We start from the raw sequence: 25,742 nt of genomic DNA, 5'->3' as shown, positions 1-25,742 counted from the left end.
CTCCCGGGTCGCAGTTCAGCGGTCGAGTCAGCCGCCGGGGGGCGGGTCCCACGTGCCGTCGACGACGAAGCGCTCCAGCGCCGCGGTCCACGGCGCCAGGTCCATGCCCTGCGCGGCGACCCACGCGTCGTCGTCGTAGCTGTGGCGGTAGCGCTCGCCGCCGTCGCAGATCAGGGAGACGACGCTGCCGCGGCGGCCCTCGCGCAGCATCCGCGCCACGAGCCGGCAGACACCCCACAGGTTGGTGCCCGTCGACCCGCCCGCCCAGGTGCCGGTGCGCCCGCGCAGGAACCGCGCGGCGGCGATGCTCGCGGCGTCGGGCACGCGGATCATGGCGTCGACGACGCCCGGCACGAAGCTGGGCTCCATCCGCGGCCGGCCGATGCCCTCGATCCTCGACGGCATCCCCGTCGCGTAGTCGGGGGTCCCGCTCGCCCAGCCCGGCGCGAACGACGAGTTCTCCGGGTCGACGACGGCCAGGCGCGTGTCGTGGCGGCGGTAGCGCAGGTAGCGCCCGATCGTCGCCGACGTGCCGCCGGTGCCCGCCCCGACCACGATCCACTCCGGCACCGGGTGCGGCTCCTGCGCCATCTGCTGGAAGATCGACTCGGCGATGTTGTTGTTGCCGCGCCAGTCGGTGGCGCGCTCGGCGTGGGTGAACTGGTCGAGGTAGTGGCCGTCGCAGCCGTCGGCCAGGCCCTGCGCCACCTCGTACACCTCGGGCCCGTGCTCGACGAAGTGGCAGCGCGCGCCGTACCGCTCGATCAGCGCGACCTTCTCCGGGCTCGTGCTCCGCGGCATCACGGCGACGAACGGCACCCCGATCAGCCGCGCGAAGTACGCCTCCGACACCGCCGTCGACCCCGAGCTGGCCTCCACCACCGTCGTGCCCTCGACGATGTGCCCGTTGACCAGGGCGTAGAGGAACAGCGAGCGCGCCAACCGGTGCTTGAGACTGCCCGTCGGGTGCACCGACTCGTCCTTGAGGTAGACGCTCACCCCCCAGTCCCGCGGCAGCGGGAACACGTGCAGGTGGGTGTCGGCGGAGCGGTTGGCGTCGGCCTCGACCAGCCGGATCGCCTCGTGCACCCAGGCCCGGGTGCGGGCGGACGAGCGGTCGTACGAAGCCTCCACACCCGCACGCTAGCCCGCTCCACCCCACCCGCCCGCGCGGCCCGCTCTACCGCACCACCCGCACCCGCCCGGTCCCAGCCCGCACCCTCCCGATCACCGCGGCCGGGGCCCCCAGCGCCACCACCGCCTCCGCCGCCCGCTCCGGCGACGCGCCGAACAGCAGGCCGCCGGAGGTCTGGGCGTCGGCCAGCACCAGGACGTCGAGCTCGTCGGCCCCGTCCGCGTCCACCTGCGGCGCCACCCACTCCCGGTTGCGCCGCGACCCGCCGGGCACGGTGCCTGCGGCGGCGAGCTCGCGGACCCCGTCGAGGAACGGCACGGCGCCGACGTCGACCTCCGCGTCCACCCCGGACGCCGCCGCCATCTTCGCCAGGTGGCCGAGCAGTCCGAAGCCGGTGACGTCGGTGCAGCCGGTGGCGCCCGCGTCGACCGCCGCGCGGGCGGCCGGGCCGTTGGAGGCCGTCATCGACGCGACGGCCGCCCCGGCAAGCGCGGCGGACGCGGTGCCGGCCTTGATCGCCGTCGTCGCGATCCCGATGCCGAGTGCCTTGGTGAGGACGAGGACGTCGCCGTCGCGCAGCCCGCGGTTGGTGAGGATCCGGTCCGGGTGCACCTCCCCGACGACGGCGAGGCCGTACTTGGGCTCCGGGTCGTCGACGCTGTGCCCGCCGACCACGGCGAACCCGCTCTCCTCGCCGATCTCCGCGCCCCCGGCCAGCACCTCGGCCAGCAGCGACATCGGCAGGTCGTCGCGCGGCCACGCCACGATGTTCAGCGCGAACAGCGGCCGCCCGCCCATCGCCCAGACGTCCGACACCGCGTTCTGCGCCGCGATCCGGCCCCACGTGCGGGCGTCGTCGACGACGGGGGTGAAGAAGTCGGTGGTGGCGACGAGCGCGCGGTCGGCGTCCAGACGCCAGACGGCGGCGTCGTCGCCGGTCTCGGTGCCGACGAGCAGGTCGGGCGAGGTGGGCGGGGTCAGGGTGGCGAGCAGCTCCGCGACGTGTGCGGGCCCGAGCTTGCACCCGCATCCCGCGCCGTGGCTGAACTCGGTGAGCCGACGTGAGGACATGCCTGCACCCTACGAGCGGCGCTCGTAGGGTGGCGCCCGTGACCGACGCCCGCCGCCTCGTCCCGCGGACCGACACCGTCCTGGCGGAGCCCGCGGTCGCCGACGCGGCCCGGCGGCTCGGGCGCGCGGTGGTCAAGGGCGCGGTCGTCGCCGCCCAGGACCGCGCCCGCCGCGGCGAGATCGGGCCCGCCGACGTCCCCGGCGCCGCGCTGGCCGCCCTGCCCTCGGCCGCCGCGTCGCTGACGCCCGTCGTCAACGCCACCGGCGTCCTGCTGCACACGAACCTGGGCCGGGCGCCGCTCTCGGCCGCCGCCCGCGAGGCGCTCGACCTCGCCGCGGGCGCCTGCGACGTCGAGCTCGACCTCGCCACCGGCGGCCGGGGCGCCCGCGGGGCCGCCACCGTCGACGCCCTGCTCGCCGCCGTCCCCGGCGCCGCGGCCGCGCACGTGCTCAACAACGGCGCCGCGGCGATCGCGATGGTGGCCGCCGCGCTGGCCGGGGACGGGCGGGAGATCGTCATCGCCCGCGGGGAGCTGGTCGAGATCGGCGCCGGGTTCCGCATCCCCGACCTGCTGACGTCCACGGGTGCGCGCCTGCACGAGGTCGGCACCACCAACCGCGTGAGCCCGGCCGACTACGCCGACGCGGTCGGCCCCGACACCGCGTTCGTGCTCAAGGTGCACCCGTCCAACTTCGTCGTCACCGGGTTCACGCGTTCCTGCGAGATCGACGAGCTGACGGGGCTGGGCGTGCCGGTCGTCGCCGACATCGGGTCGGGCCTGCTCGCCCCGCACCCCCTGCTCCCCGACGAGCCCGACGCCGCCACGACGCTCGCCCGCGGCGCCGCGCTGGTCACCGCCTCGGGCGACAAGCTGCTCGGCGGCCCGCAGGCCGGGCTGCTGCTCGGCGGGCCGGGAGCGGGCGCCGAGCTCGTCGCGCGGATCCGGCGGCACCCGCTGGCGCGCGCGGTGCGCGTCGACAAGCTCACCCTCGCCGCGCTCGAGGCCACGCTGCGCGGCCCGGTGCCGCCGGTGCGGGTCGCGCTCGACGCCGACGCGGCCTCGCTGCGCGCGCGCGCCGAGGCGCTGGCGGCACGGCTGCCCGGCGTCGACGCGGTGGTCGTCGACAGCGTGTCGACCGTCGGCGGCGGCGGGGCGCCCGGCGTCACGCTGCCCAGCGCGGCGCTGTCGCTGCCCGAGCCCTACGCGGCGGCCCTGCGCGCCGGGCGTCCGGCCGTGCTGGGGCGACTGGAGCACGGGCGCTGCCTGCTCGACCTGCGCGCGGTCCCCCCGGAGTCCGACGACGCCGTGGCCGAGGCGGTGGCGGGCGCGCCGTGCAGGTGATCGCCACCGCCGGGCACGTCGACCACGGCAAGTCGACGCTGGTCCGCGCGCTCACCGGGATGGAGCCGGACCGCTTCGCCGAGGAGAAGCGCCGCGGCATGACGATCGACCTGGGCTTCGCCTGGACCGACCTCGGCGCGGCCGGCGCCGTCGCCTTCGTCGACGTGCCGGGCCACGAGCGGTTCGTCACGACCATGCTCGCCGGGGTCGGACCGGTCCCGGCGGTGCTGCTCGTCGTTGCCGCCGACGAGGGCTGGATGCCGCAGTCGGCCGAGCACCTCGACGCGCTCGTCGCCCTCGGCGTCCGCGACGGGCTGCTGGTGATCACCCGCAGCGACCTCATGGAGCCCGACCTCGCCCTCGACGACGCCCGCACGCACCTGGCGGGCACGCCGCTGGCCGGGATCCCCGACGTCGCCGTCTCCGCCCGCACCGGCGCCGGGACCGACGCGCTGCGCGCCGCGCTCGGGTCGCTCGTCGCCCGCCTGCCCGCCGCCGACGACGCCGCGGACGTCCGGCTCTGGGTCGATCGCGCCTTCACCGTGCGCGGGGCCGGGACCGTCGTCACCGGGACGCTGCCCGGCGGGCGGCTGCGCGTCGGCGACGAGCTCGAGCTCGCCGGCGGAGGGGGCGCGCGCCGCGTCACCGTGCGCGGGCTGCAGAGCCTGGGTGCGCCCGTCGACGAGGCGCGCGGGGTGAGCCGGGTGGCGGTGAACCTGCGCGGGGTGCCGCGCGAGGCCGTCACCCGCGGCGGCGCGCTGCTCACCGGCGGCGCGTGGCTGCCCGTGACCACCGTCGACGTCCGCCTGCACCCGACCCACGACACGGCCGACGACAGGTCGGACGGCGGTTCCGACGGCGGGCTGCCGCGCGAGCTCGTCCTGCACATCGGCTCGGCCGCGGTGGCCGCCCGCGTCCGCCCGCTCGGGGCCGACACCGTGCGGCTGCGGCTGCGGCACCCGCTGCCGCTGCGCGTGGGCGACCGCGCGGTGCTGCGCGACCCCGGCCGCCGTCGCGTGCGCGCCGGCATCACCGTCCTCGATGTCCGCCCGCCCGAGCTGCGCCGCCGCGGGGCCGCCGCCGCGCGGGCCGCCGAGCTGGCCACGATGGACGCCGAGCCCGACCCGGCCGCCGAGCTGCGCCGGCGCGGGGTCGTGCGCCGCGCGGAGCTGGCCGCGATGGGGGTGCCGGTCGCCGGCCTCGGCCCCGCCCCCGGCGGCTGGCTGGTCGACCCGGAGCACGCCGCCGCGGCCGCCCGCGCGCTCGCCGAGGCCGTCGACGCCCACGACCGCGCCGACCCGCTCGACCCCGGCCTGCCCACCGAGGCGGCCCGGCGCGCGGCCGGGCTGCCCGACGCCCGGCTGCTCGACGCCGTGCTCGCCGCCGCACCCGGACTCGCGCACCGCGACGGGCGCGTCGCCCGGGCCCGTACCGGGGCCCTCGCGCCCGCGCTCGTCACCGCGCTGGACCGGCTGCGCGCCGACCTCGCCGACGCCCCGTTCGCCGCGCCCGACGCCGGCCGCCTCGTCGAGCTCGGCCTCGGCCCGCGGGAGCTCGCGGCGCTCGTGCGGGCGGGCGAGGTGCTGCGCGTCGCCGACGGCGTGGTGCTCCTCGCAGGGGCCGACGACCGCGCCGTGGAGGCCCTCGCCGACCTCCCCGGGGAGTTCACGGCGAGCCAGGCGCGGCAGGCGCTGGGCACCAGCCGGAGGGTCGTGGTACCGCTGCTGGAGCTGCTGGCCCGGACCGGACGCACCGTCCGGGGGGATGACGGTGCCCACCGACTGCGCGCCCCCGGTGGCATCGCGCCCCCCGGAGCCCTACCGTGAGCGGCGATGTCCGAGACGCGTGAGACCCCGACCCCCGACCCCGCCCCGATCCGTCGCGGCGGGGACGCGGACGACCAGATCACCCTGACGACCCGTGCCGCGGGGAGCGGGCAGGTCGTCATCGAGGTCGGCGGTGAGGTCGACATGCTGACGTCGCCGCAGCTGCGTGCAGCCGTCCTGGAGCAGTTCGAACCGGACGCCGGCACCGAACTGGTCGTCCTCGCCCTCGACGGCGTCACGTTCCTGGGCACGAGCGGCCTCGCCGCGCTCATCGAGGTGCGCGAGTCGGCCCACGCCGCGGGCGTCGAACTGCGTCTGGCCTGCACCGCACGGCGCGTCCTGCGGCCGCTGACGATCGCCGGCCTGGTGCCGCTGTTCGACATCCACGAGAACCTGGACGACGCGCTCGCCGCCACCTGAGACGCCCCTCCGGGGGGCGTGATCTGCGTCACACAGGGGACGCTTCGCCGCGTCCCGCGTTTGGTCGGCGGCGGTCCCGGGAATCAGTGCTCCGATCGCCCGGTCCGCCCGGGCACGGACGTATGTGAGGTGACTCCCGCGATGAGCGACGTTTCCCGGCTCCCCGGTCCGATGGACCACGCCTGGCAGTGGCAGCGCCTCGGCTCGTGCCGTGGCATGGACAGCGCCACGTTCTTCCACCCGGACGGAGAGCGGAACCCGTCGCGCGCGCGCCGCACCGCGCAGGCCAAGGCGGTCTGCCACCGGTGCCCCGTCATCGACATGTGCCGGGAGTTCGCCCTGCAGACCCGCGAGCCCTTCGGCGTCTGGGGCGGTCTCGCCGAGGCCGAGCGCCGCGTCATCCTGGAGCAGCGCGGCATCCCGCTCGCCAGCTGACGCCGTGACGGCCCCCGCGCGAGCGGGAGCCCCGAGAACGAGGACGGCCCACCCGCGGGGGGTGGGCCGTCCTCTCTCGTCCTGCTGTGCTGCTGGGCCGTCCTGCGGCGGTCAGCTGTTCTGGTAGCCGATGTTCTGGGCCTGCCACATCCAGCGGGCCTTCTCGAGCTCGCCGACCATCCCGATGAACAGGTCCTGTGTCACCGGGTCGGTCTTGTCGGTCTCCTCGATGCGCGGGCGCAGCCGGCCGACGACGCCGTCGAGGGCCTCGAACACCTGCGCGATCACGTCGCGGTCGTTCACCCAGCCGGCCTGCGGGGCGGCCACGCCGCTCGTGGCGGCGACGGTGGCGGCGCGCCCGTCCGGCGAGACGCCGACGGCGGCCGCGCGCTCGGCCACGGTGTCGGAGAACTGCCGGGCGGTGTCGACGAGCTCGTCGAGGTGCAGGTGGACGTCGTGGAACTGGCGGCCGACCAGGTTCCAGTGCGCCTGCTTCGCGATCAGGGAGAGGTCGACCATGTCGACCAGCGTCGCCTGCAGGGCCGCCCCGGTGATGTCGCGAGCGGTGTCGTCGAGCGTGCTGGGGATCGGGTGCGTCGGGGACGCGGTCATCGCGATTTCCTCCGTGGTGTCGGTGCGGATCATCGATCCGTACAACACTCCTCCGGGCCCGGACATTCCGCCGGCGCGCGCCCCGGCGCCGCCGTGACCAGGACCTCAGTCGGCGTCGACGACCGTGAGCTCGTGGCAGCGGTAGCGCAGCAGCGGGATCCCGTAGACCTGCGCGACGCGCTGCACGGCCCGATCGACGGCGGCCCGCTCGGCGCCCGCACGGCCCGGCTCGACGGCCGGCCCGAGCAGGTAGAGCCCCGGCTCGGGGTCGAACCCGACCAGCTCGCTGATCGCGGCCACGAGGTCGGCCTCCGCGGTCGGCGGCATCGGGGTGCGCAGGCCGAGGCGGTGCACCCCGAGGTCGGGCAGCCCCAGCTCCGCGGCCCTGGTGCGCAGGGCGTCGCGGTCGTCGTCCTCGTCGTCCTCGAGGTCGCCGTCGTCGTGGTCGTCGAGCAGCACGGCGTCGCCCACCCCGAGGACGCCCAGGGGCGCGAAGGCGGCGGCGGGTGCGTCGTCGCAGGCCACGAGCAGGTCGGCCGGGCCGCCGCCCTCCAGCAGGCGCACGAGGTCGGAGCCGGGGCGCAGCAGCTCGACGGTGCACACGGACACGGCCACGAACCGCCGCTCCGTGACCGGCCGCACCGTCCGCTCCGCGACGGACGGGCTCTGCGGCAGGGGGAACCCGCCGACCGGAACCGCCACCATCCTCTTGCCCTCCCGCCGCGGCCCCCGGCGCTCGCCGCTGGGCCTTTCGGGGACGAGTGAACCGTGTCGCACCGCGGTGCGTGCACCGTGCACGGGCGCATACGCCCAGCGGCCCCGCGCGATCTCCGAGCGGCCGGTTCATCACGCCGTAACACCCGAACCGGTGACGATGCGTGATCGTTCCGTCCGGCGCCGTGTCGATCACCAGCGCGCCCGGCCGACGACCGGTCAGTCGGCCATCCGCACGGCGAGCAGCGCGACGTCGTCGGTGAGCCGGCTGGGGGCGCACGCCTCGAGCACCCGCTCCACCAGCGCCTCCGCGCCCAGGCCGGCCGGCTGCTCACGCACCGTGCGCTCCAGCAGGTCGGTGCGCTCGTCGGCGTCCTCGCCCGCCATGTCGGTGAGCCCGTCGGTGTAGAGCAGCAGGACCGATCCGGGCGGGCACCGCAGCTCGGCCTCGGAGCGCACGCGGCCCGACGAGCGGCCGAACGTCGGCACCGCCCCGATCATCGGCGAGCGCTGCTCGTCGAGGCGGCGCAGGCTGCCGTCGGGGCCGAGCAGCAGCGGGGCCGGGTGCCCGGCGTTGGCGTAGCGGACCGTGCGCGCGCCGTCGCCGCCCGCCGGCTCGATGCGGGCGTAGAACGCGGTGGCCATCGCGGCCATCTCCAGGCCCTGCACGAGCTGGTCGCAGCGGTCGAGCACCGAGCCGGGCCCGCGGCCCTCCCAGGCGTAGGAGCGCACGACACCGCGCAGCTGGCCCATCGCCGCGGCGGCCGCGAGGTCGTGGCCGACGACGTCGCCCACCGCGATGCCGACGGCGCCGTCGGGCAGCGGCAGCAGGTCGTACCAGTCGCCGCCGATCTGGTTGCCGTCGGCGCCGACGAGGTAGCGGGCCGCCACCTGCAGCCCGTCGACGTCGGGCACCACCGGCAGCAGGCTGCGCTGCAGCGTGGCCGCGGCGGCGTGCTCGACCTCGTAGAGCCGCGCGTTGTCGACCGTCAGCCCGGCCCGGCCGGCGAGGTCGACGGCCAGGTGCAGGTCGCGGGAGCCGTAGCGGCGGCCGTAGGGCAGTTGCGTGAGCAGCGTCAGCGTGCCGAGCACGCGCCCGCGCGCCCGCACCGGCACGACCATCGCCGAGCGCAGCCGCAGCTCGTCGTAGACCGCGGCCGGCGCCGGGTCGCCGGGGTGCCGCTCGGCGCCCGTGTCGGGCAGCTCGGAGATCAGCTGCGGCGGCTCCCCCGCCAGCACGCGGCCCGTGGAGCTGCCCCCACCGGGGCGGTAGTCGCGCAGCACGGCCATGCGGCGCAGGCGTTCCTCGTCGCCGCGGTCGCGGGCCGCCACCGCCACCCGGGTCGGCGCGCCGCCGGGCCGGTCGATGAGGTCGACCGCGCAGAGGTCGGCGAGCTGCGGCACGACGATCCGGGCCAGGCGGGCGCACGCGTCGGTGACGTCGAGGGCCTCGGTCATCTGCGTCGTGGCCTCGGCCAGCAGGCGCAGCTGGCTGCGGCTGGCCTCCGCGTCGGCCAGCGCCGCGCTGCGCTCCTGCTCGACGATCACGCGCTCGGTGACGTCGTTCTGCACGCCCACGAAGTTGACCAGCTCGCCCGAGCCGTCGAAGACCGGGGAGATGGACACCTGGTTCCAGTAGGCGGTGCCGTCCTTGCGGTAGTTGAGCAGCACCGAGGTGATCGGCTCGCGGCGCCGCAGGGCGTCGGCGATCTGCGCGACGCTCGACCGGTCGGTGTTGGGCCCCTGCAGCAGCCGGCAGTTGCGGCCCACGACGTCGTCGTGGGTGTAGCCGGTGAGCCGGGTGAACGAGGGGTTGACCCAGATGAGCGGGTCGTCGGGCTGGCGCGGGTCGGTGATCGTGAACGACATCTCGGTGGCGACGACGGCGCGGTCGCGCAGCACCTCGAGGTGCCGGCGGTCGCCGTGCTCGGTGCCCGAGAGCTGGAGGAACACCACGAGCGCCCGCGACTCCAGCGACGCGGCCTCCGGCGCGACCGGCGCGGTGCCCGCCAGCCCGAAGCCGGTGACCCACAGCAACCGGCCCTCGCTGGCCTCGCGCTGTTCGGCGGTCGCCGTGGAGCCCCGCCGGGCGGCGTCGTGGACGGCCACCGGCTCCCCCGCCACGGGCACGCCCGACGCCACGAGCGAGAGCGGCGACTGCGTCTCGCTCATCCGTCGGCCGCCCAGGTCGGTGAGGCCGGCGGCGTCGCCCCAGTCGTCGACGTCGACGGGGAGACGCACGCGGTCACCCGTGAGCTCGATGGCGGCGGCGTTGGCGTACACCACTTCCCGGCTCTTCAGGTCGATCATGAGGACGGCCGCGGGAGCCCCGTGCAGGACCTGCGGCAGCTCCGTGGCCGCGACGGCGGTCACGCCCACCGCGCCGGCAATCTCGGTCACAGCGGTCATCGTAGAAGAGGTCTCCGACGCGCGCCCGCGACGACCACGGCGGTAGGGTGACCGCCGAGCGCGGTTGAGCCCCCAGCCGCCGAACGGCGCCGGACCGGGTCCGGCGCGACCGTCCGCAGGCCTACGCGCCGCGGACCGGACCGACCCCGTGCGTGGAGGCGCCAGTGTTCGACACGATCCCGTCGGAGACGGGTGACGGAGATGCCGCGCAGGCGATCGGCACCGTCCTGACCCGCCCCCGACCGGACGCGGCGGTGCTCACCGTGACCGGCGAGATCGACACCGTGACGGCCCCGCACCTGCGTCAGGCGCTCGACGGCCTCTTCGAGCAGGAGGCGGCCACGCTGGTGGCCGATCTCACCGGCATCACCTTCCTGGCCTCCAGTGGCCTCGCCGTGCTCATCCAGGCCGCGCACCGCGCCGAGGGGACGCAGCGCAGGCTCCGGCTGGTCGCGACGGGCCGCCAGGTGCGCCGTCCGCTGGAGATCACGGGCACCGACCAGCTCTTCGACATCCACGACGACCGGGCGTCCGCGGGCGTTCCCGTGGACGATCGCGCCGACCTCGATTGATCTCCCGCCGCCCGGGGTAGCAAGATGACCCCCCACGACGACGAACGAACCGGAAGGAGACCCGGCAGCGTGCCCGACCTGGACTCCCCCCATCCCGCCGAGACGCTCGACGGGGTGTCCACCGTGGAGGTCAGGACCTCGGCCAGCGCGGCGCTCATCCCGACGATCCGCGCCGTCGCCAGCGACCTCGCGGCGCGCGCCGACTTCGACCTCGACGCCATCTCGGACCTGCGCATGGCCGTCGACGAGGCGTGCGCCACGCTCGTCGACGTCGCCGCCCCGCGGTCGGTCCTGCACTGCACGTTCCACGTGCGCCACGACGGCATCGAGGTCCGCGCGGAGGTGGAGGTCGGCGACCCGACCTCGGCCGTGTCGACCGACACCTTCGGCTGGCGGGTGCTCCAGACCCTCGCCGACGAGGTCGACGTCCTCGCCTCCCCGGCCGTCGACGGGGGGCGTCCGACCGTGGGCATCCGCTTGGACAAGCTCGCCGGCGACGCACCCCGGTGACCAGGAGCGACTCCGAGTACGGCCATCTGGTCCCCCTGCTCGAGCGGTACGCCTCGCTCGAGCAGGACGACCCTGCGCGGGAGCACCTGCGCGACGAGCTCGTCACCGGCTTCCTCCCCGTGGCCCAGCACATCGCCCGGCGCTTCGCGCACCGCGGCGAGCCCCTCGACGACCTCGTGCAGGTCGCCACCGTGGGGCTGATCAACGCGGTCGACCGCTACTCCCCCGACCGCGGCTCCGACTTCTTCTCCTTCGCCGTCCCCACGATCAGCGGTGAGGTGCGCCGGCACTTCCGCGACCTCGGCTGGTCGATGCGCGTGCCGCGGCGCCTCAAGGACCTGCACGTGTCGATCAACGGCGCGGTGTCGGCCCTCGCGCAGGAGATCGGGCGCGCGCCCCGGCCCAGCGAGATCGCCCAGCACCTGGGCATCTCCGTCGCCGACGTCCTGGAGGGTCTGGAGGCCTCGGAGGTCTACCGCAGCTCCTCGCTCGACGAGATGCTCTCCTCCGACGCCGGCAGCGCCACCGTCGGCGAGCTCGTGGGCGAGGCCGACGCCGAGCTGGCCCGCGTCGACTTCATGCAGGCCCTGCGCCCGGTGATGAGCGAGCTGCCCGAGCGCGAGCGCACCATCGTGCTGCTGCGCTTCTTCGGCAACCGCACGCAGACCCAGATCGCCGAGGAGGTCGGGATCTCGCAGATGCACGTGTCGCGCCTGCTGTCCCAGACCCTCGACCGCCTCCGCAGCCGGCTCGACCCCGAGACGCGCGTCGGCTGACCGGACCCGACCTCCGATCGGCCCCCCGGCGGCGGCCGGTGCGGCGGTGATCGGCGAGGATGGCGGCATGCAACCCGAGCACGTGCTGGTGGTGGGTGCGGGCCTGGGCGGCCTGCGTACGGCGGAGCAGCTGCGCGCCGCGGGCCACCAGGGGCGGATCAGCCTCGTCGGCGCGGAGACCCACGCCCCCTACGACCGCCCGCCGCTGTCCAAGCAGGTGCTCACGGGCGACTGGGAGCCCGCGAAGGCCGTGCTGCGCGACCTCGACGCGCTCGACGAGCTCGGCGTGCGCGTGCACCTCGGCACCGCCGCAGTCGCGCTGCGCCACGGCGAGCGCGGCTCGATCGAGCTGGAGCTCTCCGACGGGTCGTCGCTGCACGGCGACGCCGTCGTCGTCGCCACCGGGGTGACGGCCCGCCGGCTCCCCGGCCAGCCCGACTCCGCACACGTCCTGCGCACGCTCGACGACTCCCTCGCCCTGCGCGAGGTGCTGGGCACGGTGTCGTCGCTGCTCGTCGTCGGCGGCGGCTTCATCGGCGCCGAGGTGGCCAGCGCCGCCGTGGGCCGCGGGATCGCCGTCACCGTGCTGGAGGCCGCGTCCGTGCCCGCCGAGCGCGCGCTGGGGCCCGTGCTGGGCGCCCTGGCCGCACGGCTGATGACCGAGGCCGGCGTCGACCTGCGCACCGGAACCTCGCTCACCGGCTTCGTCGACGGCGGCGTCGTGCTCGCCGACGGCAGCGAGGTCACCGCCGACGCCGTGCTCGTCGGCGTCGGCAGCGCACCGCAGGTGGCGTGGCTGCCCGCCACCGGGCCCGGAGGGCAGGCCCTCGACCTCACCCACGGGGTGTCGTGCGGGCCGACCGGCCGCGTGCACGGCCTGCCCGGTGTGTGGGCCGTCGGCGACGTCGCCGCGTGGGACGGGCGCCGCACGGAGCACTGGACGAGCGCGGGCGACCAGGCCGCCGCGGTGGCGCACGACATCCTCGGCGTCGACCCGCCCGCGGCGACCGTGCCCTACTTCTGGTCCGACCAGTTCGGGCTCAAGATCCAGCTCGTCGGGCACCCCGACGGCGCCGACGAGGTGCTGCCGCTGCTGGGCGCGGGCCTCGACGGCGGAGCGATCCGCGGCACGGTGGCCGGCTACCTCTCGGGCGACCGGCTCGTGGCCGTCGCCGGGTTCGGCGCGGCCCGCCACCTGGCGCGCTACCGCGCGCTGGTCGCCGACGGGGCCGACCGGCGGGCGGCCCTGGAGCTGGCCGCCGCGCAGTCGGCGCCGCGCGCCTGATCAGGGGCTGCCTAGCGGAACAGGTTCCGCAGGATCGCGAACCCGATGAGGGCGCCCACGGCGATCAGCCCGTACTTGATCCTGGGGTCGGCCAGCTTGGCCTGCGCGCTCTGCTTGCCCGAGTCGACGAGGCGCTTGGGGCTCGCCTTCTCGCCGAGGGCGTCGAGGCTGTCGGCGAGCGCGTCCCTGGCCCTCTCGATCTCGCGCTGGATGGTGTCCGGGTCCCGGGCCACGACGCCTCCCTCAGAAATCGGCCGGTGCTGAGTACGGCCGTGCAGGTCGCCACCGTAGATCACACGGCCCGCGGGCGTCGTGCCAGGATCGCGCCCATGACCACTCGCCTCGCCCCCGGTGACGCCGCGCCGGAGTTCACCCTGCCCGACGCCGACGGCAAGCCGGTCTCCCTGGCCGACTACCGCGGGCGCCGCGTCGTCGTCTACTTCTACCCGGCCGCCGCCACCCCCGGCTGCACGAAGCAGGCCTGCGACTTCCGCGACAGCCTCGCCGACCTCGGCGACGCCGGTCTCGACGTCGTCGGCATCTCCCCCGACAAACCCGCGAAGCTCGCGAAGTTCCGCGACAAGGAGGGCCTGACGTTCCCCCTGCTCGCCGACGAGGACCGCTCCGTCCTCGCGGCGTGGGGGGCGTTCGGGGAGAAGACGATGTACGGCAAGACCGTCACGGGCGTCATCCGCTCGACGTTCGTGGTGGACGAGGAGGGGAGGATCGCGGTGGCGCAGTACAACGTCCGCGCCACCGGCCACGTCGCGAAGCTGCGGCGGGACCTCGACGTCTGAATCCGCGCTTCCCGCGCGCGGGACGGCGAGTCCGTCAAGGCCCCCCGGCGAGTTTGCCGAGCAGGTCCGCGCGGGCACGAGGTCGGCGCAGGGTGACCCACCTCGCCCTTCCCGCGCGCCGAACCGGCTCCCGCGCGCCCCCGGCGGCCCGCGGGAGCTGGGAACGCGCGCGGCAGACGGGAACGCGCGCGGGAGGCGCGCCGCGCGTGTTCCGCAACATCGCCGCGCACAGCAGGCGCCTGGAGCTCGACACGAGCCACTTCGGCGGCGGCCAGGCGTGGGCCCGGGGTCGCCGCTTCCCCGGCCGGAACTCCCGGCCGCTCGAGGAACTCCTGGTGGTCGGCGCCACCTCCGGGTCGGGGAGCAGCCTCCGGCGGCGGCTGATCAGGGACGGGATCGAGCCCGACCACTGCGAGGAGTGCGGCCTGCGGGAGTGGCGCGGCCGTGCGCTGCCCCTCGCGCTCGACCACGTCAACGGCGACCACACCGACAACCGGCTGGAGAACCTCCGTATCCTGTGCCCGAACTGCCACGCCATCACCGACACCTGGTGCCGGCGCAAGGTCCAGCCGACGTACTCCAACTGGCAGAGAGCCGGCGCTTAGAACGCCGTCAGTGCGGGTTCGAATCCCGCCGTCGGCACCGCTACGCGGGCTGCTGGGCGTCCACGACCACCGGCCGCCGCGCCGCCAGCACCGCCCCACCGAGCCCCAGCAGGCCGCACACGACCGAGACGGTCAGGAGCACCGGGTGGGGCCGGCCGCCGGTCACCGCGTCGCCCAGCACCACCACGGCCACCGTGCCGGGCAGGATGCCGAGCACCGTGCCACCCACGTACGGGGCGAAGCGGACGCCCGAGAGCCCGGCGGCGTAGTTCAGCGCCGCGAAGGGGACCATCGGGATCAGGCGCAGCGACATCACCGCGAGCAGGCCGCTGCGGTCGAGCCGGGCGCGGACCCAGGTGACCGGACCGCGGTGGGCGTGGCGGGCCACGAACGACCCGCCGACGGCGCGGACCAGCCAGAACGCGGCCATCGCGGCCAGCGTCGTGCCGGCCACGGCGAGCAGGACGCCGAGCACCGAGCCGAACAGCACCCCGGCGGCGACGGTGAACACCGTGCGCGGCACCGGCGTCACCGTGACCGCGCCCGACAGCAGCACGAACAGCATCGGCGCCCACGCCCCCGACGCCTCGACGGCCGCCCGCACGTCGGGCAGCCCGGCGGAGCGGACGACGAGCACCACGGCCACCGCGGCGGCGAGCGCCACGAGGCCCAGGAGCGCTCGCCGGAGGGTCACGGCGTCGACGGTACCGACGTCGGGGGCCCCCGCGTCGCGGTGGGGGACGCCCGTCACCCGGCGGCCACCCGCCCGTCACCGGCGCTAGCGTGACGGCCGTGACCGAACCCCGTGAGCTCGACCTCGACCCCGACGGCCTCGCCGTCCGCCGGGAGGTCCTCGGCCCCGACCACGTCGACGCCGCCCTGTCGCGCGCCGACGCCACCACGGCCGACTTCCAGGAGATGATCACGAAGTACGCGTGGGGGCACATCTGGACGCGCCCGGGGATCGACCGGCGCATGCGCAGCGCCGTCACGCTCACCGCGCTCGTCGCCCACGGCCACCTCGCGGAGCTGGAGCTGCACCTGCGCGCGGCCCTGCGCAACGGCCTCACCCGCGAGGAGATCGTCGAGGTGCTGCTGCAGACCGCGATCTACTGCGGGGTGCCGGCGGCCAACTCGGCGTTCGCGGTGGCGCGCCGGGTGCTGGCCGAGGAGCAGACCTAACCGAGAGCCTGCAGGTGCGGCACGAGCGCGGCCAGCGCCAGCGCCCGGTGCGACGCCGCGTCCTTCTCCTGCGGGTCGAGCTCGGCCGACGTCCGCTGCTCGCCGTCGGGCACGAACACCGGGTCGTAGCCGAAGCCGTTGGTGCCGCGGGGGGCCCGGACGATCGTGCCCTTCCACTCCCCGTGCACCACGGTCTCCTCCCCGCCCGGGACGACGAGCGCGGCGGCGCACACGAACGCCGCCCCGCGCCGCTCGTCGGGGACGTCGCCGAGCTGCGCCAGCAGGAGCGCGGTGTTGGCGGCGTCGTCGCCGTGCCGCCCGCTCCAGCGCGCCGACAGCACGCCGGGCATGCCGTTGAGGGCGTCGACGGCCAGGCCGGAGTCGTCGGCCACCGACACCAGGCCGGTGGCCACCGCGGCGTCGCGGGCCTTGGCCAGGGCGTTCTCGGCGAACGTCGCGCCGGTCTCGGGGGCGTCGGGGAACTCCGGGACGTCGGCCAGCCCGACGACCTCGAACCCGGACAGCATCCGCCGCAGCTCCACGAGCTTCCCGGCGTTCCGCGTGGCCAGCAGGATCCGGGTGCTCACGACGGCAGCCCCCCCGGGTACGGCGCGGCGAGGGCCTCGGCCTGCGCCGCGCAGAGCTGCGCGATCCCGGCGAGCGCGGAGTCGAGCATGGCGTCGAGGGTGGCGCGGCTGAACGTGGCGCCCTCGCCGGTGCCCTGGACCTCGATCAGCGTGCCCCGGTCGGTCGCGACGACGTTCGTGTCGACCTCGGCGCGCGAGTCCTCCTCGTAGGGCAGGTCCAGGCGCACGCGCCCGTCCACGACCCCGACGCTGACGGCCGCGACCTGGCAGGACAGCGGCTGCGGGTCGGCGAGGCGGTGGCGCGCGCCGAGCCAGGTGACGGCGTCGGCGAGCGCGACGTAGGCGCCGGTGATCGCCGCGGTGCGGGTGCCGCCGTCGGCCTGCAGCACGTCGCAGTCGAGCGCGATCGTGTTCTCCCCCAGCGCCTTGAGGTCGATGCAGGCGCGCAGCGAGCGGCCGATCAGGCGGCTGATCTCGTGCGTGCGGCCGCCGACGCGGCCCTTGACGGACTCGCGGTCGCTGCGGGTGTGCGTGGCCGAGGGCAGCATCGCGTACTCGGCGGTGAGCCAGCCCAGCCCCGATCCGGCCCGCCAGCGCGGTACGCCCTCCGTGACGCTCGCCGCGCACAGCACCTTCGTGCCGCCGAACTCGACGAGCACGGAGCCCGCGGGGTGCGCCTGGAAGCCGCGGGTCAGCTTCACGGGGCGCAGCTCGTCGTCGGTCCTGCCATCCAGTCGCTTCACGCAGGACACCCTATGCGGCGCCCCCGGCGCTCCTACACCTCGTAGGACCCGTCGGCCGCGACGACGGCGACCTCGCCGTCGAACACCGCCCGCGCCTCGTCGGCGAGCTCGCCGGCGTCGAACCACGGAGGGCAGTGGGTGAGCAGCAGCCGCCCGACCCCGGCCGCGGCGGCGTGCTCCCCCGCCTGCCGGCCCGACAGGTGCACGCCGGGCGGGGGGGCGTCCCAGCTCGGCGTGACGTGCGGCCAGGTGGCCTCGCAGAGCAGGACGTCGGCGCCGCGGGCCAGGTCGACCAGCGCCTCGGCGGGGCCGGTGTCGCCGCTGTAGACCAGGCTGCGCCCCCCGTGCTCGACGCGCAGCGCGTAGGCCTCGCAGGGGTGGTCGACGGGCGCGGTGCGCAGCACGGCGTCGCCGACGGTCGCCGAGGCGGCGTGCGGGCGGAAGTCGAAGGCGTCGGAGAGGTCGGTCTCCGCGCGCTCGGCCGCGTCGGGGGCGTAGGCGGCGGCGAAGCGATCGGGCGCCTCGACCGGGGCGAGCACCGGGAGCCGCTCGGCGCCCTCGGGCGGGAACGGGTGGTAACGACGGTGCACGACCAGCGCGGTGAAGTCGGCGCAGTGGTCGGGGTGCAGGTGGGAGAAGGCGACGGCGTCGAGCCGCCACGGGTCGACATGGCGTTGCAGCGCGCCGAACGTGCCGTTGCCCAGGTCCAGGACGAGCCGGACGTCGCCGGCCTCGACGAGGTAGCCCGACGCGGGCGAGGCCGGCCCGGGGCCGCTGCCCGAGCAGCCGAGCACGACCAGTCTCATGCCGGGCACGCTAGCCCGCGCGGGTCCGCCGCAGCCACCAGAGCCCGACCAGCGGCAGCACGAGCGGGATGAAGCCGTAGCCCCGTCCGAAGTCCGACCACACGGTGTCGTCCGGGAAGTCCCCCGCGTCGAACACCGACAGCAGCCCGACGACCAGCACGCCGGCCAGCTCGAACCCGACGGCGCCCCAGGCCAGGCGCCGTGCGCCGGGGCCGCGCCGGGCGAGCCCGATCGTCGCCAGGATGTAGACGACGCCCGCGAGCGCGGAGAGCAGGTAGGGCAGCGGGGCCTCGGAGAACCGCGTGGCGATCTGCACTCCGGCGCGGGCGGTGGCCGACAGCGCGAAGATCCCGTAGACGGTGATGAGCAGGCGCCCGAAGCCGCTCGACGTGCGCCCGGGACGGATCTGGTCAGGCACCGGCGTCCCACAGCCCCTGCAGCCGGACGACGGCCACGGCCGTGCCGACCGCCCCCGCCGCGATGACCGCCCCGCCCCAGCGCGTCGGCTCGGCCGTGGCGAACTGCGTGGCGATCGGCAGCACGCACACCGAGACGACGAGGTAGATCAGGAACGTCGACGTCTCGGGCAGCGTGACGCCGGAGAACACCCGGACCGCGGCGATCGCGGCCTGCACGGCGAGCAGCCCGACGACGCCGGCGACGGCCAGGCGCGTCCAGCGGTCGGGCGGCCGGTTCAGCACGGTGGTGACGAGGCCGTGGACGGCGAGCGCGCCCAGCGCCACCACCACGACCAGCACGAGCACGTCGATCACGCGGCGACGCTACCGCTGCCGGGCGTGCCGCCGTCCGGGGCGTCCGGGACGGCCGCCACACCGGGCTCCTGGCGCCGCGCGAGCCACAGCAGCCCGAGCGACACGACCGACAGCGCGGCCCCCACCGGCGGCAGCGCGAGGACCCCGAGGGTGGCGACGACCCCGCCGCCGACGAGCCCGGCCAGCCCGATCCCCAGGTAGATCGCGGACGCGTTGAGCGAGAGCACGAGCGCGCTGCCGTTCGGGGCGAGCTCGATGAGCCGCGTCTGCACCGGCGAGTTGACGACGAACCCGCCGCCGAGCACGAACAGCGCCGCCGCGGCCCCGACGGGAGTGGTCAGCGTGAGCGGCAGCGTCGCCAGGGCGAGGGCGACGACCGGGATCGTCATGAGCAGCGGGCGGCGGCTGCCGAAGCGGTCGGTGAGGCGGCCGCCGAGGTCGTTGCCGACCAGCGCGCCGATCCCGTAGACGACCAGCAGGATCCCGAGCAGCGGCCCGGTCACGCCCGCGGACTCCGCGAGCAGCGGCGCGATGTAGGTGTAGACCGTCAGCACCGACATCAGCCCGAACACGGTGATGCCCAGGATCGTCAGCACGCGGCGGTCGGCGGCCACGGCCAGGCGCTCGCGCAGACCGACGGGCGCGGGGGCCTCGACGGTCGGGAGCAGCGTGCGCACCCCGACGGCGCCGACCAGGCACAGCGCCGCCACCACGCCGAATACGCCGCGGTAGCCCAGCGTGGCGCCGAGGAACGTGCCGGCGGGCACACCGACGACCAGCGAGAGCGTGATGCCGGTGAACACCGCGGCGACGGCCCGCCCGCGGCGCTCGGGCGGGCTGAGCAGGGTGGCGGCGTGCGTGGCGGCCGGGGTGAACGCGGCGGCGCCCAGCGCGGTGAGGATCCGGCCGGCGAACAGCAGCGGGTAGGCGGGCGCGAGCGCGGAGAGCAGGTTGCCGGCCGCGGCCACGAGCAGCGCGGCGACGAGCAGGTTCCGCCGCTCCCAGCGCCCCAGCAGCGTGGCGAGCACCGGCGCGCCCACGGCGTAGGCCAGGGCGAACGCACTCGTGAGCTGCCCGGCCGCGGACACCGTGACGCCGAGCTCGGCGCTGATCTCGGGCAGCAGCCCGGCGACGACGTAGGCGCTGGTGCCGACGGCGAACGCGCCGCCCGCGAGCAGCGCCAGGCGGAAGCCGATCACCGGGGGACCGCGGGCGCCAGCGCGGCGACGGACCCGACCTCGGGGCCGAGGAAGCGACGACCGAGGCGCTCGAACGGCTCGGGGTCGCCGGTGGCGAGGAACTCGTGCGGTCCGGCGGGCGCACCGGGCTCGCGGGCCAGCCCCGCCTCGAACAGCACGCGGACGACGTCCTTGGCCGTCTCCTCCGCGCTGCTGACGAGCGTGACGTCGGGACCCATGACGATCTGCAGCACCGCCGAGAGCAGCGGGTAGTGCGTGCAGCCCAGGACCAGGGTGTCGACGCGGGCGCGCTGCAGCGGCTCGAGGTAGCTCTGGGCGAGACCGAGGACCTGGCGCCCGCTGGTGGTGCCGCGCTCGACGAAGTCGACGAACCGCGGGCACGCGGCCCCCGTCACCTGCACGTCCCTGGCCGCCACGAAGGCGTCGAGGTAGGCGCCGGAGGCGATCGTGGCCCGCGTGCCGATGACGCCTATCCGGCCGGTGTGCGTGGCGGCGACGGCCCGGCGGACGGCGGGGCGGATCACCTCGACGACGGGCACCGGGTAGCGCTCGCGGATGTCGGCCAGGCACGCGGCGCTCGCGGTGTTGCAGGCCACGACCATGGCCTTGACCTCGCGCTCCATCAGCGCGTCGCCGACGGCGAGGGCGTGGCGGCGGATGTCGGCGATGGCCAGCGGGCCGTAGGGGCCGTGGGCGGTGTCCCCGACGTAGACGACGCGCTCCGCGGGCAGCTGGTCGATCACCGAGCGTGCGACGGTGAGGCCGCCGACGCCCGAGTCGAAGATCCCGATGGGGGCGTCGAGGTTCACCCCGCCAGCCTACGGCCCGGCTCTGCTACGGCGCGGTCGTCCTACGGCGCGGTTGTCCTACGGCGCGGCCACCGCCGGGCGGTCGGCCCGCGCCACCAGCCAGGCCGCGAGGACGCCCGCGAGCGCGCCGAACAGGTGCCCCTGCCAGGAGATGCCCGGCTGGCCCGGGAGCACCCCGAGCAGGATGCCGCCCCAGACGAGGAACAGCACGACGGCGAGCAGGATCTGGCGCCCGCTGCCGGCGAAGAAGCCGCGCGTCAGCAGGAAGGCGAGCCAGCCGAACACCAGCCCGGACGCACCGATGTGGTAGCTGCCGTCGTCGCCGGCGAACCAGACGCCGAGCCCGCCGAGCAGCCAGATCGTGGCCGTGACCAGCACGAACTGCCGCACCCCGCCCGCCATCGCGAGGAATCCGAAGACGAGGAACGGCACGGTGTTGGCGGCCAGGTGCGCCCAGTCGCCGTGCAGCAGCGGCGACCACAGGATGCCGTCGAGGTCACCGGTGTCTCGCGGGTGGATCCCGTTGAGCTCCAGGGTCTGCCCGGAGATGACGTCGGCCACCTCGACGACGTAGAGCAGCGCAGTGAAGACCAGCATCGTCAGCGCGGAGCGGCCGGGGGCGGCGGGCAGCACGCGCCCGATCGTCCGGCGCGGTGCGGGTGCGGTCATGCCTGCGAGACTACCGGCGCGCGGGGGTGGGGATCAGGCCCGAACGCTCCACGGCGGACCCCCCACCCGGCGAGTTCGCCGCGGGCGCTCGGTGAGTTCGCCGTCGGCGCCCGGTGAGTCCGCCGCGGGCGCTCGGCGAGCCCGGCGCGAGCGCGACCGCCCCTGCGAGCGCGCGTCCGCTCCTCCCGCGCGCCGAACATGTTCCCGCGCGCCCCCGGCGGCCCGCGGGAGCAGGAAACGCGCGCGGCAGACGGGAACGCGCGCGGGACGGCCGGGTGTGCGCCGACCGAGGGCCGCCGCGCACCCGTGGGCCGCTAGGCCCAGAGGTGGCCCTCGATGCCGTCGGCCGCGTCGTCGAGCTCACCGGAGTAGGCGCCGGTGGACAGGTACTTCCAGCCCGCGTCGCACACGATCAGCGCGATGTCGGCGCGGTCGCCCGCACCCGCCGCCTTCTCCGCCACGGCCAGCGCCGCATGCAGGATGCCGCCGGTGGAGATGCCCGCGAAGATGCCCTCGCGCTCCACCAGCTCCCGGGTGCGGCGCAGGGCGTCGTGGCTGCCGACGGAGTAGCGCGCCGTGAGCACCTCGGGGTCGTACAGCTCGGGGACGAACCCCTCGTCGATGTTGCGCAGGCCGTAGACCAGCTCGCCGTAGCGCGGCTCGGCCGCCACGACCTGCACGTCGGGCTTGTGCTCGCGCAGGAACCGGCCGACGCCCATGAGCGTGCCGGTGGTGCCCAGGCCGGCGACGAAGTGCGTGATCGTCGGCAGGTCGCGCAGGATCTCCGGGCCGGTGGTGCGGTAGTGCGCGTCGGCGTTGGCCGGGTTGCCGTACTGGTAGAGCATCACCCAGCTCGGGTTCTCCGCGGACAGCTCCTTCGCCATCGCGACGGCCTGGTTCGACCCGCCCGCGGCCGGCGACGACACGATCCGCGCGCCGTACATCTCCAGGAGCTGGCGGCGCTCGATCGAGGTGTTCTCCGGCATCACGCAGATCAGCGAGTAGCCCTTGAGCTTGCAGGCCATCGCCAGCGAGATACCGGTGTTGCCCGACGTCGGCTCGAGAACCGTGCAGCCGGGGGTGAGCAGGCCGTCGGCCTCCGCCTTCTCGATCATGGCCAGCGCGGGGCGGTCCTTGATCGAGCCGGTGGGGTTGCGGTCCTCGAGCTTGGCCCAGAGGCGCACCTCGGGCGACGGCGAGAGGTTCGGCAGCCCCACCAGCGGCGTGTCCCCGACCGCCGCGATCAGCGAGTCGTACCGCATCGCGGGATCAGCCGCCCGCGACCGCGGGGAGGATCGTGAAGGTCGAGTTCTCCTTCACCGGGGCGTCGAGGCCACCGGAGAAGCGCACGTCCTCGTCGTCGACGTAGATGTTGACGAAGCGGTGCAGCTTGCCGTCGTTGAGCAGGCGGCCGGCGATGCCGCTGTGCTTCGCGTCGAGGTCGGCGATCACCTCGGAGACGGTGCTGCCCTTCGCCTCGACGGACTTCTCGCCGCCGGTGTGGGTGCGCAGGATGGTGGGGACGGACACGGTGGCCATGCGGGTGCTCTCCAGGTGGTGTTCGGGACGGGCGGGACGGGCGTCGGGACCGCGGCTCAATCGAGGTCGGGGACGTCGTCCGCGCCGGTGTGCGCGAACATGTAAGTCTCCACGACGTCGACTTCTTCCTCGGTGACCACACCGTCCACGATCCGGAACGACCGGAGGTCGTGGCCGCGGACGCGCGCCTCGGCGTCGGGACGCGTCGAGACGATCACGTAGTGGATGCGCGGGTCGTTGGCGGGGCCCGAGGCCACCTCGATGTCGACCTGCGACGGATAGGCCTCGCTGCGCGTGTGCGAGTGGTAGATCACCACCGGCCACTCGTCGCGCTCGTCCATCTCGCGCTGCGCCCGCAGCCGCTCCTTGACGTCCCACGTGTAGTACGTGAGCGACGACCGGACCTCGCCGCGGTACTCCGCGTGCGCCTCGCCCAGCACCAGCGCGCGGTGGACCTGCTCGCGCTGCTGCGCCTCGGCGTCGCCCGTGGGCTTCGCCGCGTTCGTCATCCGGAAGAAGCGCTCGGGCCGCTCGGCGCCCTCGGAGCCCGCGATCATCCCGCACGCCTCGTGGGGGTGCTCCGCACGGGCGTGCGCCATGATCTCCTCGACGAGGTCGGCGCGGATCTGCAGCACCCGTCCAGCCTACGTGGCGCCCCCGTCACGACGCACCCGGCGGAGCCCGGCCTCACACCCCCGTCCACATGAGGGCGCTCAGACGGCCGACGGCCGCACCATGCACGTCGCGTCGGCGGGGACGAACCCCTTCGCGGCGTAGAGGCCGTGGGCGTCGTCGGTGAACAGGACCCACCGGATGCGGGGGTCACCCTCGATCACGGCGTCGACCACGGCCTTCCCGACGCCCAGGCCGCGCGCCTCCGGCAGCACGAACACGTCGGCCAGGTAGCCGAAGGCCACCCCGTCGGAGACGGCGCGGGCGAACCCGACCAGATGGCCGTCGCGGTAGGCCCCGGCCACGCGCCAGGCGCGGTCGAGCTGCGTCTCCACGTCGGCCCGAGTGCGCCAGCGGGCCCAGTAGGCGTGGGTGGAGAGGAACTCCCAGACGACCTCGCGGTCGATCCGGTGCGGGTCCACGTCGATGTCCACGGCGTCGATGTCCACGGCGTTGATGTCCACGGCGTCGCACCCTAGATCGTCGCCGCTCCCGGTGGGCAGGAGTTCCACCCGCTGCCATGATCACGCCGTGCCGTCGCAGACCCGGGCGCTGTCGCGTCCCTCCGTGATCGCCCTCGTCGTCGTCCTGGTGCTGGTGGTGGCCGGCATCGTCGCGCTGGAGGTGCGCAACGTCCGGGGCTCCGCCGCGGACGGCGGGCCGGTGGCGGTGCGGATCGTCGCGTTCAACGACCTGCACGGGAACCTCGAGCCGCCGTCGGGCTCGTCCGGCGAGGTCGACGACGCCGCGGGCGCCGCGGTGGAGGCGGGCGGCGCCGCGTACCTCGCCGCGCACGTCGCACGCCTGCGGGCCGAGGCGCCCGACACGGTCCTGCTCTCGGTCGGCGACAACGTCGGCGCCTCCCCCGTGGCCTCGGCGCTGTTCCACGACGAACCCACGGTCGACGTCCTCGACCGCCTCGGCGTCGCCGCGAGCACCGTTGGCAACCACGAGTTCGACGAGGGCTTCCCCGAGCTGCGGCGGCTGCAGTACGGCGGCTGCCACCCCGTCGACGGCTGCGTGTTCCGCCCCGAGTTCGACGGCGCGTCCTTCCCGTTCCTGGGCGCCAACGTCACCGACACCGCGGGGGCGCCCGCGCTGCCGGCGAGCACGGTCGTCGAGGTCGGCGGGGTCCGGATCGGCGTCATCGGGGTGACGCTGCGCGAGCTGCCGACCGTCGTCACCGCCGAGGCCGTGGCGGGGCTGGCGTTCGGCGACGAGGTCGCGGCCGTCGACACCGCCTCGGCCGAGCTGACCGCGCAGGGCGTCACCGCGCAGGTCGTGCTGGTCCACCAGGGCGACGAGGGCGCGGGCGGCGGGCCGTCGGAGTGCTCCGTCGAGCCCGGAGGCGCGGGCTCCGCCATCGCCGACGGCGTGAGCCCCGACGTCGACGCCGTGTTCACCGCGCACACCCACCAGCAGTACGTGTGCGCGCGGCCCGACCCCGCCGGGAACCTCCGCCCGCTGGTGCAGGGACTGTCGTTCGGGCGACTGCTCTCGGTCGTCGACGTGGCGGTCGACCCGGCCACCGGCGACGTCCTGCGCGACCGCACCACCGCGCGCAACGAGATCGTCTCCCGCGACATCGAGCCGGACGCGGAGGTGCAGGCGATCGTCGACGAGGCCGTCGCCGACGCCGCACCGATCGCGGACGAGCCCGTGGGCACGATCGCGGCCGACCTGCTCCGCAGCGGGGGGCCGTCCGGCGAGACCCCGCTGGGCGACGTCATCGCCGACGCCCAGCTCGCCGCCACCCGCGACGCCGGCGCGCAGGTCGCGATCACCAACCCCGGCGGCATCCGGGCCGACCTGCCGTTCGCGCCCGACGGCGTCGTCACCTACGGCGAGGTGTTCACGGTGCAGCCCTTCGGCAACATCATGCAGGTCCTCACGCTCACCGGCGCGCAGCTCGACGCGGCGCTGGAGCAGCAGTGGCAGGGCCAGTCGAGCCCGCGGATCCTGCAGGTCTCCTCGACGCTGCGCTACAGCTGGTCGGGCGCCGCGCCGGTCGGCGACCGCGCCACCGGCCTGACGATCGGCGGCGTCCCCGTCGACCCGGAGGCCCCGTACCGCGTGGCCGTCAACAACTTCCTGGCCGCGGGCGGCGACGGCTTCACCGCCTTCGCCGACGGCACAGACCTCACCGGCGGCGAGATCGACCTCGATGCCCTCCTCGCCTACCTGGGCGCCGACCCGGACCTCGCCCCGCCGGTGCAGGACCGGATCACGGTGACGGGCTGACGGACCTGCATC

30 protein-coding genes and 1 tRNA gene are annotated in these 25,742 nt (G+C 75.6%); 12 read left to right on the top strand and 19 right to left on the bottom strand.

Features of this window, described 5'->3' with window-relative positions; genetic code table 11:
* Nucleotides 1–27: 27 nt before the first annotated feature.
* Together cds1 and selD are read right to left on the bottom strand one after the other, a co-directional pair.
* A complete protein-coding gene (gene cds1 / locus I4I82_RS20575) occupies nt 28–1,134 on the bottom strand; it encodes an L-cysteine desulfhydrase Cds1 (protein ID WP_218595944.1) in 1,107 nt (368 codons plus the stop codon).
* A gap of 46 nt (nt 1,135–1,180) precedes the next feature.
* On the bottom strand, nt 1,181–2,206 hold the full coding sequence (gene selD, locus I4I82_RS20570) for a selenide, water dikinase SelD (protein WP_218595943.1): 1,026 nt from the start codon (nt 2,204–2,206) through the stop codon (nt 1,181–1,183).
* 38 nt (nt 2,207–2,244) lie between these two features.
* On the opposite strand from selD, the gene selA reads away from it, so the two are divergent.
* The 4 genes from selA to I4I82_RS20550 all read left to right on the top strand — a co-directional run bounded on the left by selA (nt 2,245) and on the right by I4I82_RS20550 (nt 6,230).
* Complete coding sequence (gene selA / locus I4I82_RS20565; protein ID WP_218594352.1) at nt 2,245–3,549, top strand: L-seryl-tRNA(Sec) selenium transferase; 1,305 nt, start codon at nt 2,245–2,247, stop codon at nt 3,547–3,549.
* A complete protein-coding gene (selB, locus tag I4I82_RS20560) occupies nt 3,540–5,375 on the top strand; it encodes a selenocysteine-specific translation elongation factor (RefSeq protein ID WP_218595942.1) in 1,836 nt (611 codons plus the stop codon). Before selA ends, selB begins: the two co-directional genes overlap by 10 nt.
* A 6-nt stretch (nt 5,376–5,381) precedes the next feature.
* Nucleotides 5,382–5,795 (top strand): STAS domain-containing protein, encoded by a 414-nt coding sequence (locus tag I4I82_RS20555; protein WP_218595941.1) that lies wholly within the window; start codon nt 5,382–5,384, stop codon nt 5,793–5,795.
* 141 nt (nt 5,796–5,936) lie between these two features.
* Nucleotides 5,937–6,230, top strand: coding sequence for a WhiB family transcriptional regulator (locus I4I82_RS20550; RefSeq protein WP_218591364.1), 294 nt, complete (start codon nt 5,937–5,939; stop codon nt 6,228–6,230).
* Nucleotides 6,231–6,341: 111 nt separating this feature from the next.
* Here I4I82_RS20550 and I4I82_RS20545 read toward each other — a convergent pair whose 3' ends face one another.
* The 3 genes from I4I82_RS20545 to I4I82_RS20535 form a co-directional block, all read right to left on the bottom strand.
* Nucleotides 6,342–6,842 (bottom strand): Dps family protein, encoded by a 501-nt coding sequence (locus I4I82_RS20545; protein ID WP_218591365.1) that lies wholly within the window; start codon nt 6,840–6,842, stop codon nt 6,342–6,344.
* A gap of 105 nt (nt 6,843–6,947) precedes the next feature.
* Nucleotides 6,948–7,547 carry a hypothetical protein gene (locus tag I4I82_RS20540; protein WP_218591366.1) on the bottom strand — a complete coding sequence of 200 codons (600 nt, stop codon included), beginning with the start codon at nt 7,545–7,547 and terminating at the stop codon, nt 6,948–6,950.
* A 228-nt stretch (nt 7,548–7,775) separates the two neighbouring features.
* Nucleotides 7,776–9,956 (bottom strand): SpoIIE family protein phosphatase, encoded by a 2,181-nt coding sequence (locus tag I4I82_RS20535; RefSeq protein ID WP_218591367.1) that lies wholly within the window; start codon nt 9,954–9,956, stop codon nt 7,776–7,778.
* Between the two features lie 173 nt (nt 9,957–10,129).
* On the opposite strand from I4I82_RS20535, the gene I4I82_RS20530 reads away from it, so the two are divergent.
* The 4 genes from I4I82_RS20530 to I4I82_RS20515 all read left to right on the top strand — a co-directional run bounded on the left by I4I82_RS20530 (nt 10,130) and on the right by I4I82_RS20515 (nt 13,108).
* Nucleotides 10,130–10,537: an STAS domain-containing protein gene (locus I4I82_RS20530; protein WP_226370161.1), complete on the top strand. Its 408-nt coding sequence runs from the start codon at nt 10,130–10,132 to the stop codon at nt 10,535–10,537.
* 69 nt (nt 10,538–10,606) lie between these two features.
* A complete protein-coding gene (locus I4I82_RS20525) occupies nt 10,607–11,047 on the top strand; it encodes an ATP-binding protein (protein WP_226370160.1) in 441 nt (146 codons plus the stop codon).
* Complete coding sequence (locus I4I82_RS20520) at nt 11,044–11,823, top strand: SigB/SigF/SigG family RNA polymerase sigma factor (RefSeq protein WP_218591369.1); 780 nt, start codon at nt 11,044–11,046, stop codon at nt 11,821–11,823. The genes I4I82_RS20525 and I4I82_RS20520 overlap by 4 nt, the downstream gene beginning before the upstream one ends.
* A 67-nt stretch (nt 11,824–11,890) precedes the next feature.
* On the top strand, nt 11,891–13,108 hold the full coding sequence (locus I4I82_RS20515; protein WP_218591370.1) for an NAD(P)/FAD-dependent oxidoreductase: 1,218 nt from the start codon (nt 11,891–11,893) through the stop codon (nt 13,106–13,108).
* Nucleotides 13,109–13,119: 11 nt separating this feature from the next.
* On the opposite strand, the gene I4I82_RS20510 is transcribed toward I4I82_RS20515, so the two are convergent.
* Complete coding sequence (locus I4I82_RS20510; protein WP_218591371.1) at nt 13,120–13,341, bottom strand: DUF3618 domain-containing protein; 222 nt, start codon at nt 13,339–13,341, stop codon at nt 13,120–13,122.
* Nucleotides 13,342–13,437: 96 nt separating this feature from the next.
* Here I4I82_RS20510 and bcp point away from each other — a divergent pair, with 96 nt between their 5' ends.
* Both bcp and I4I82_RS20500 read left to right on the top strand, forming a co-directional pair.
* Nucleotides 13,438–13,905: a thioredoxin-dependent thiol peroxidase gene (gene bcp, locus I4I82_RS20505; RefSeq protein ID WP_218591372.1), complete on the top strand. Its 468-nt coding sequence runs from the start codon at nt 13,438–13,440 to the stop codon at nt 13,903–13,905.
* 568 nt (nt 13,906–14,473) lie between these two features.
* Nucleotides 14,474–14,547 (top strand) — tRNA-Leu (locus tag I4I82_RS20500).
* A 3-nt stretch (nt 14,548–14,550) separates the two neighbouring features.
* Here I4I82_RS20500 and I4I82_RS20495 read toward each other — a convergent pair.
* Nucleotides 14,551–15,204 (bottom strand): TVP38/TMEM64 family protein, encoded by a 654-nt coding sequence (locus I4I82_RS20495; protein WP_218591373.1) that lies wholly within the window; start codon nt 15,202–15,204, stop codon nt 14,551–14,553.
* A gap of 98 nt (nt 15,205–15,302) precedes the next feature.
* On the opposite strand from I4I82_RS20495, the gene I4I82_RS20490 reads away from it, so the two are divergent.
* Nucleotides 15,303–15,692 carry a carboxymuconolactone decarboxylase family protein gene (locus I4I82_RS20490; RefSeq protein WP_372451435.1) on the top strand — a complete coding sequence of 130 codons (390 nt, stop codon included), beginning with the start codon at nt 15,303–15,305 and terminating at the stop codon, nt 15,690–15,692.
* Here I4I82_RS20490 and rdgB read toward each other — a convergent pair.
* The 12 genes from rdgB to I4I82_RS20430 all read right to left on the bottom strand — a co-directional run bounded on the left by rdgB (nt 15,689) and on the right by I4I82_RS20430 (nt 23,953).
* Nucleotides 15,689–16,279 (bottom strand): RdgB/HAM1 family non-canonical purine NTP pyrophosphatase, encoded by a 591-nt coding sequence (gene rdgB, locus I4I82_RS20485; RefSeq protein ID WP_218591375.1) that lies wholly within the window; start codon nt 16,277–16,279, stop codon nt 15,689–15,691. The two genes, I4I82_RS20490 and rdgB, sit on opposite strands and share 4 nt — an antisense overlap.
* The gene (gene rph / locus I4I82_RS20480) at nt 16,276–17,022 is read right to left on the bottom strand and encodes a ribonuclease PH (protein WP_218591376.1); all 747 of its coding nucleotides are present in this window, start codon (nt 17,020–17,022) and stop codon (nt 16,276–16,278) included. Before rph ends, rdgB begins: the two co-directional genes overlap by 4 nt.
* A 32-nt stretch (nt 17,023–17,054) precedes the next feature.
* Nucleotides 17,055–17,828, bottom strand: coding sequence for an MBL fold metallo-hydrolase (locus I4I82_RS20475; protein WP_218591377.1), 774 nt, complete (start codon nt 17,826–17,828; stop codon nt 17,055–17,057).
* Between the two features lie 10 nt (nt 17,829–17,838).
* A complete protein-coding gene (locus I4I82_RS20470; RefSeq protein ID WP_218591378.1) occupies nt 17,839–18,246 on the bottom strand; it encodes a hypothetical protein in 408 nt (135 codons plus the stop codon).
* A complete protein-coding gene (locus tag I4I82_RS20465; RefSeq protein WP_218591379.1) occupies nt 18,239–18,601 on the bottom strand; it encodes a hypothetical protein in 363 nt (120 codons plus the stop codon). Before I4I82_RS20465 ends, I4I82_RS20470 begins: the two co-directional genes overlap by 8 nt.
* A complete protein-coding gene (locus tag I4I82_RS20460) occupies nt 18,598–19,797 on the bottom strand; it encodes an MFS transporter (RefSeq protein ID WP_443690120.1) in 1,200 nt (399 codons plus the stop codon). Before I4I82_RS20460 ends, I4I82_RS20465 begins: the two co-directional genes overlap by 4 nt.
* Nucleotides 19,797–20,609 (bottom strand): glutamate racemase, encoded by an 813-nt coding sequence (gene murI / locus I4I82_RS20455; RefSeq protein WP_218591380.1) that lies wholly within the window; start codon nt 20,607–20,609, stop codon nt 19,797–19,799. Before murI ends, I4I82_RS20460 begins: the two co-directional genes overlap by 1 nt.
* Nucleotides 20,610–20,666: 57 nt before the next feature.
* On the bottom strand, nt 20,667–21,278 hold the full coding sequence (locus I4I82_RS20450; protein WP_218591381.1) for a rhomboid family intramembrane serine protease: 612 nt from the start codon (nt 21,276–21,278) through the stop codon (nt 20,667–20,669).
* Between the two features lie 314 nt (nt 21,279–21,592).
* On the bottom strand, nt 21,593–22,540 hold the full coding sequence (locus I4I82_RS20445) for a PLP-dependent cysteine synthase family protein (protein WP_218591382.1): 948 nt from the start codon (nt 22,538–22,540) through the stop codon (nt 21,593–21,595).
* 7 nt (nt 22,541–22,547) lie between these two features.
* Nucleotides 22,548–22,817, bottom strand: a complete 270-nt coding sequence (locus tag I4I82_RS20440) for a MoaD/ThiS family protein (RefSeq protein ID WP_172154098.1) — start codon at nt 22,815–22,817, stop codon at nt 22,548–22,550.
* Nucleotides 22,818–22,873: 56 nt separating this feature from the next.
* The gene (locus tag I4I82_RS20435) at nt 22,874–23,452 is read right to left on the bottom strand and encodes a M67 family metallopeptidase (protein ID WP_218593339.1); all 579 of its coding nucleotides are present in this window, start codon (nt 23,450–23,452) and stop codon (nt 22,874–22,876) included.
* Nucleotides 23,453–23,530: 78 nt separating this feature from the next.
* Nucleotides 23,531–23,953 (bottom strand): GNAT family N-acetyltransferase, encoded by a 423-nt coding sequence (locus I4I82_RS20430; protein WP_226370158.1) that lies wholly within the window; start codon nt 23,951–23,953, stop codon nt 23,531–23,533.
* 67 nt (nt 23,954–24,020) lie between these two features.
* On the opposite strand from I4I82_RS20430, the gene I4I82_RS20425 reads away from it, so the two are divergent.
* A complete protein-coding gene (locus I4I82_RS20425) occupies nt 24,021–25,730 on the top strand; it encodes a bifunctional metallophosphatase/5'-nucleotidase (protein WP_443690127.1) in 1,710 nt (569 codons plus the stop codon).
* Nucleotides 25,731–25,742: the final 12 nt, after the last annotated feature.

The organism is Pseudonocardia oceani (assembly GCF_019263585.2).
Lineage (GTDB): Bacteria > Actinomycetota > Actinomycetes > Mycobacteriales > Pseudonocardiaceae > Pseudonocardia > Pseudonocardia oceani.
Note: the sequence above shows the minus strand (reverse complement) of the source record. Positions and strands in the feature narration are given on the sequence as shown.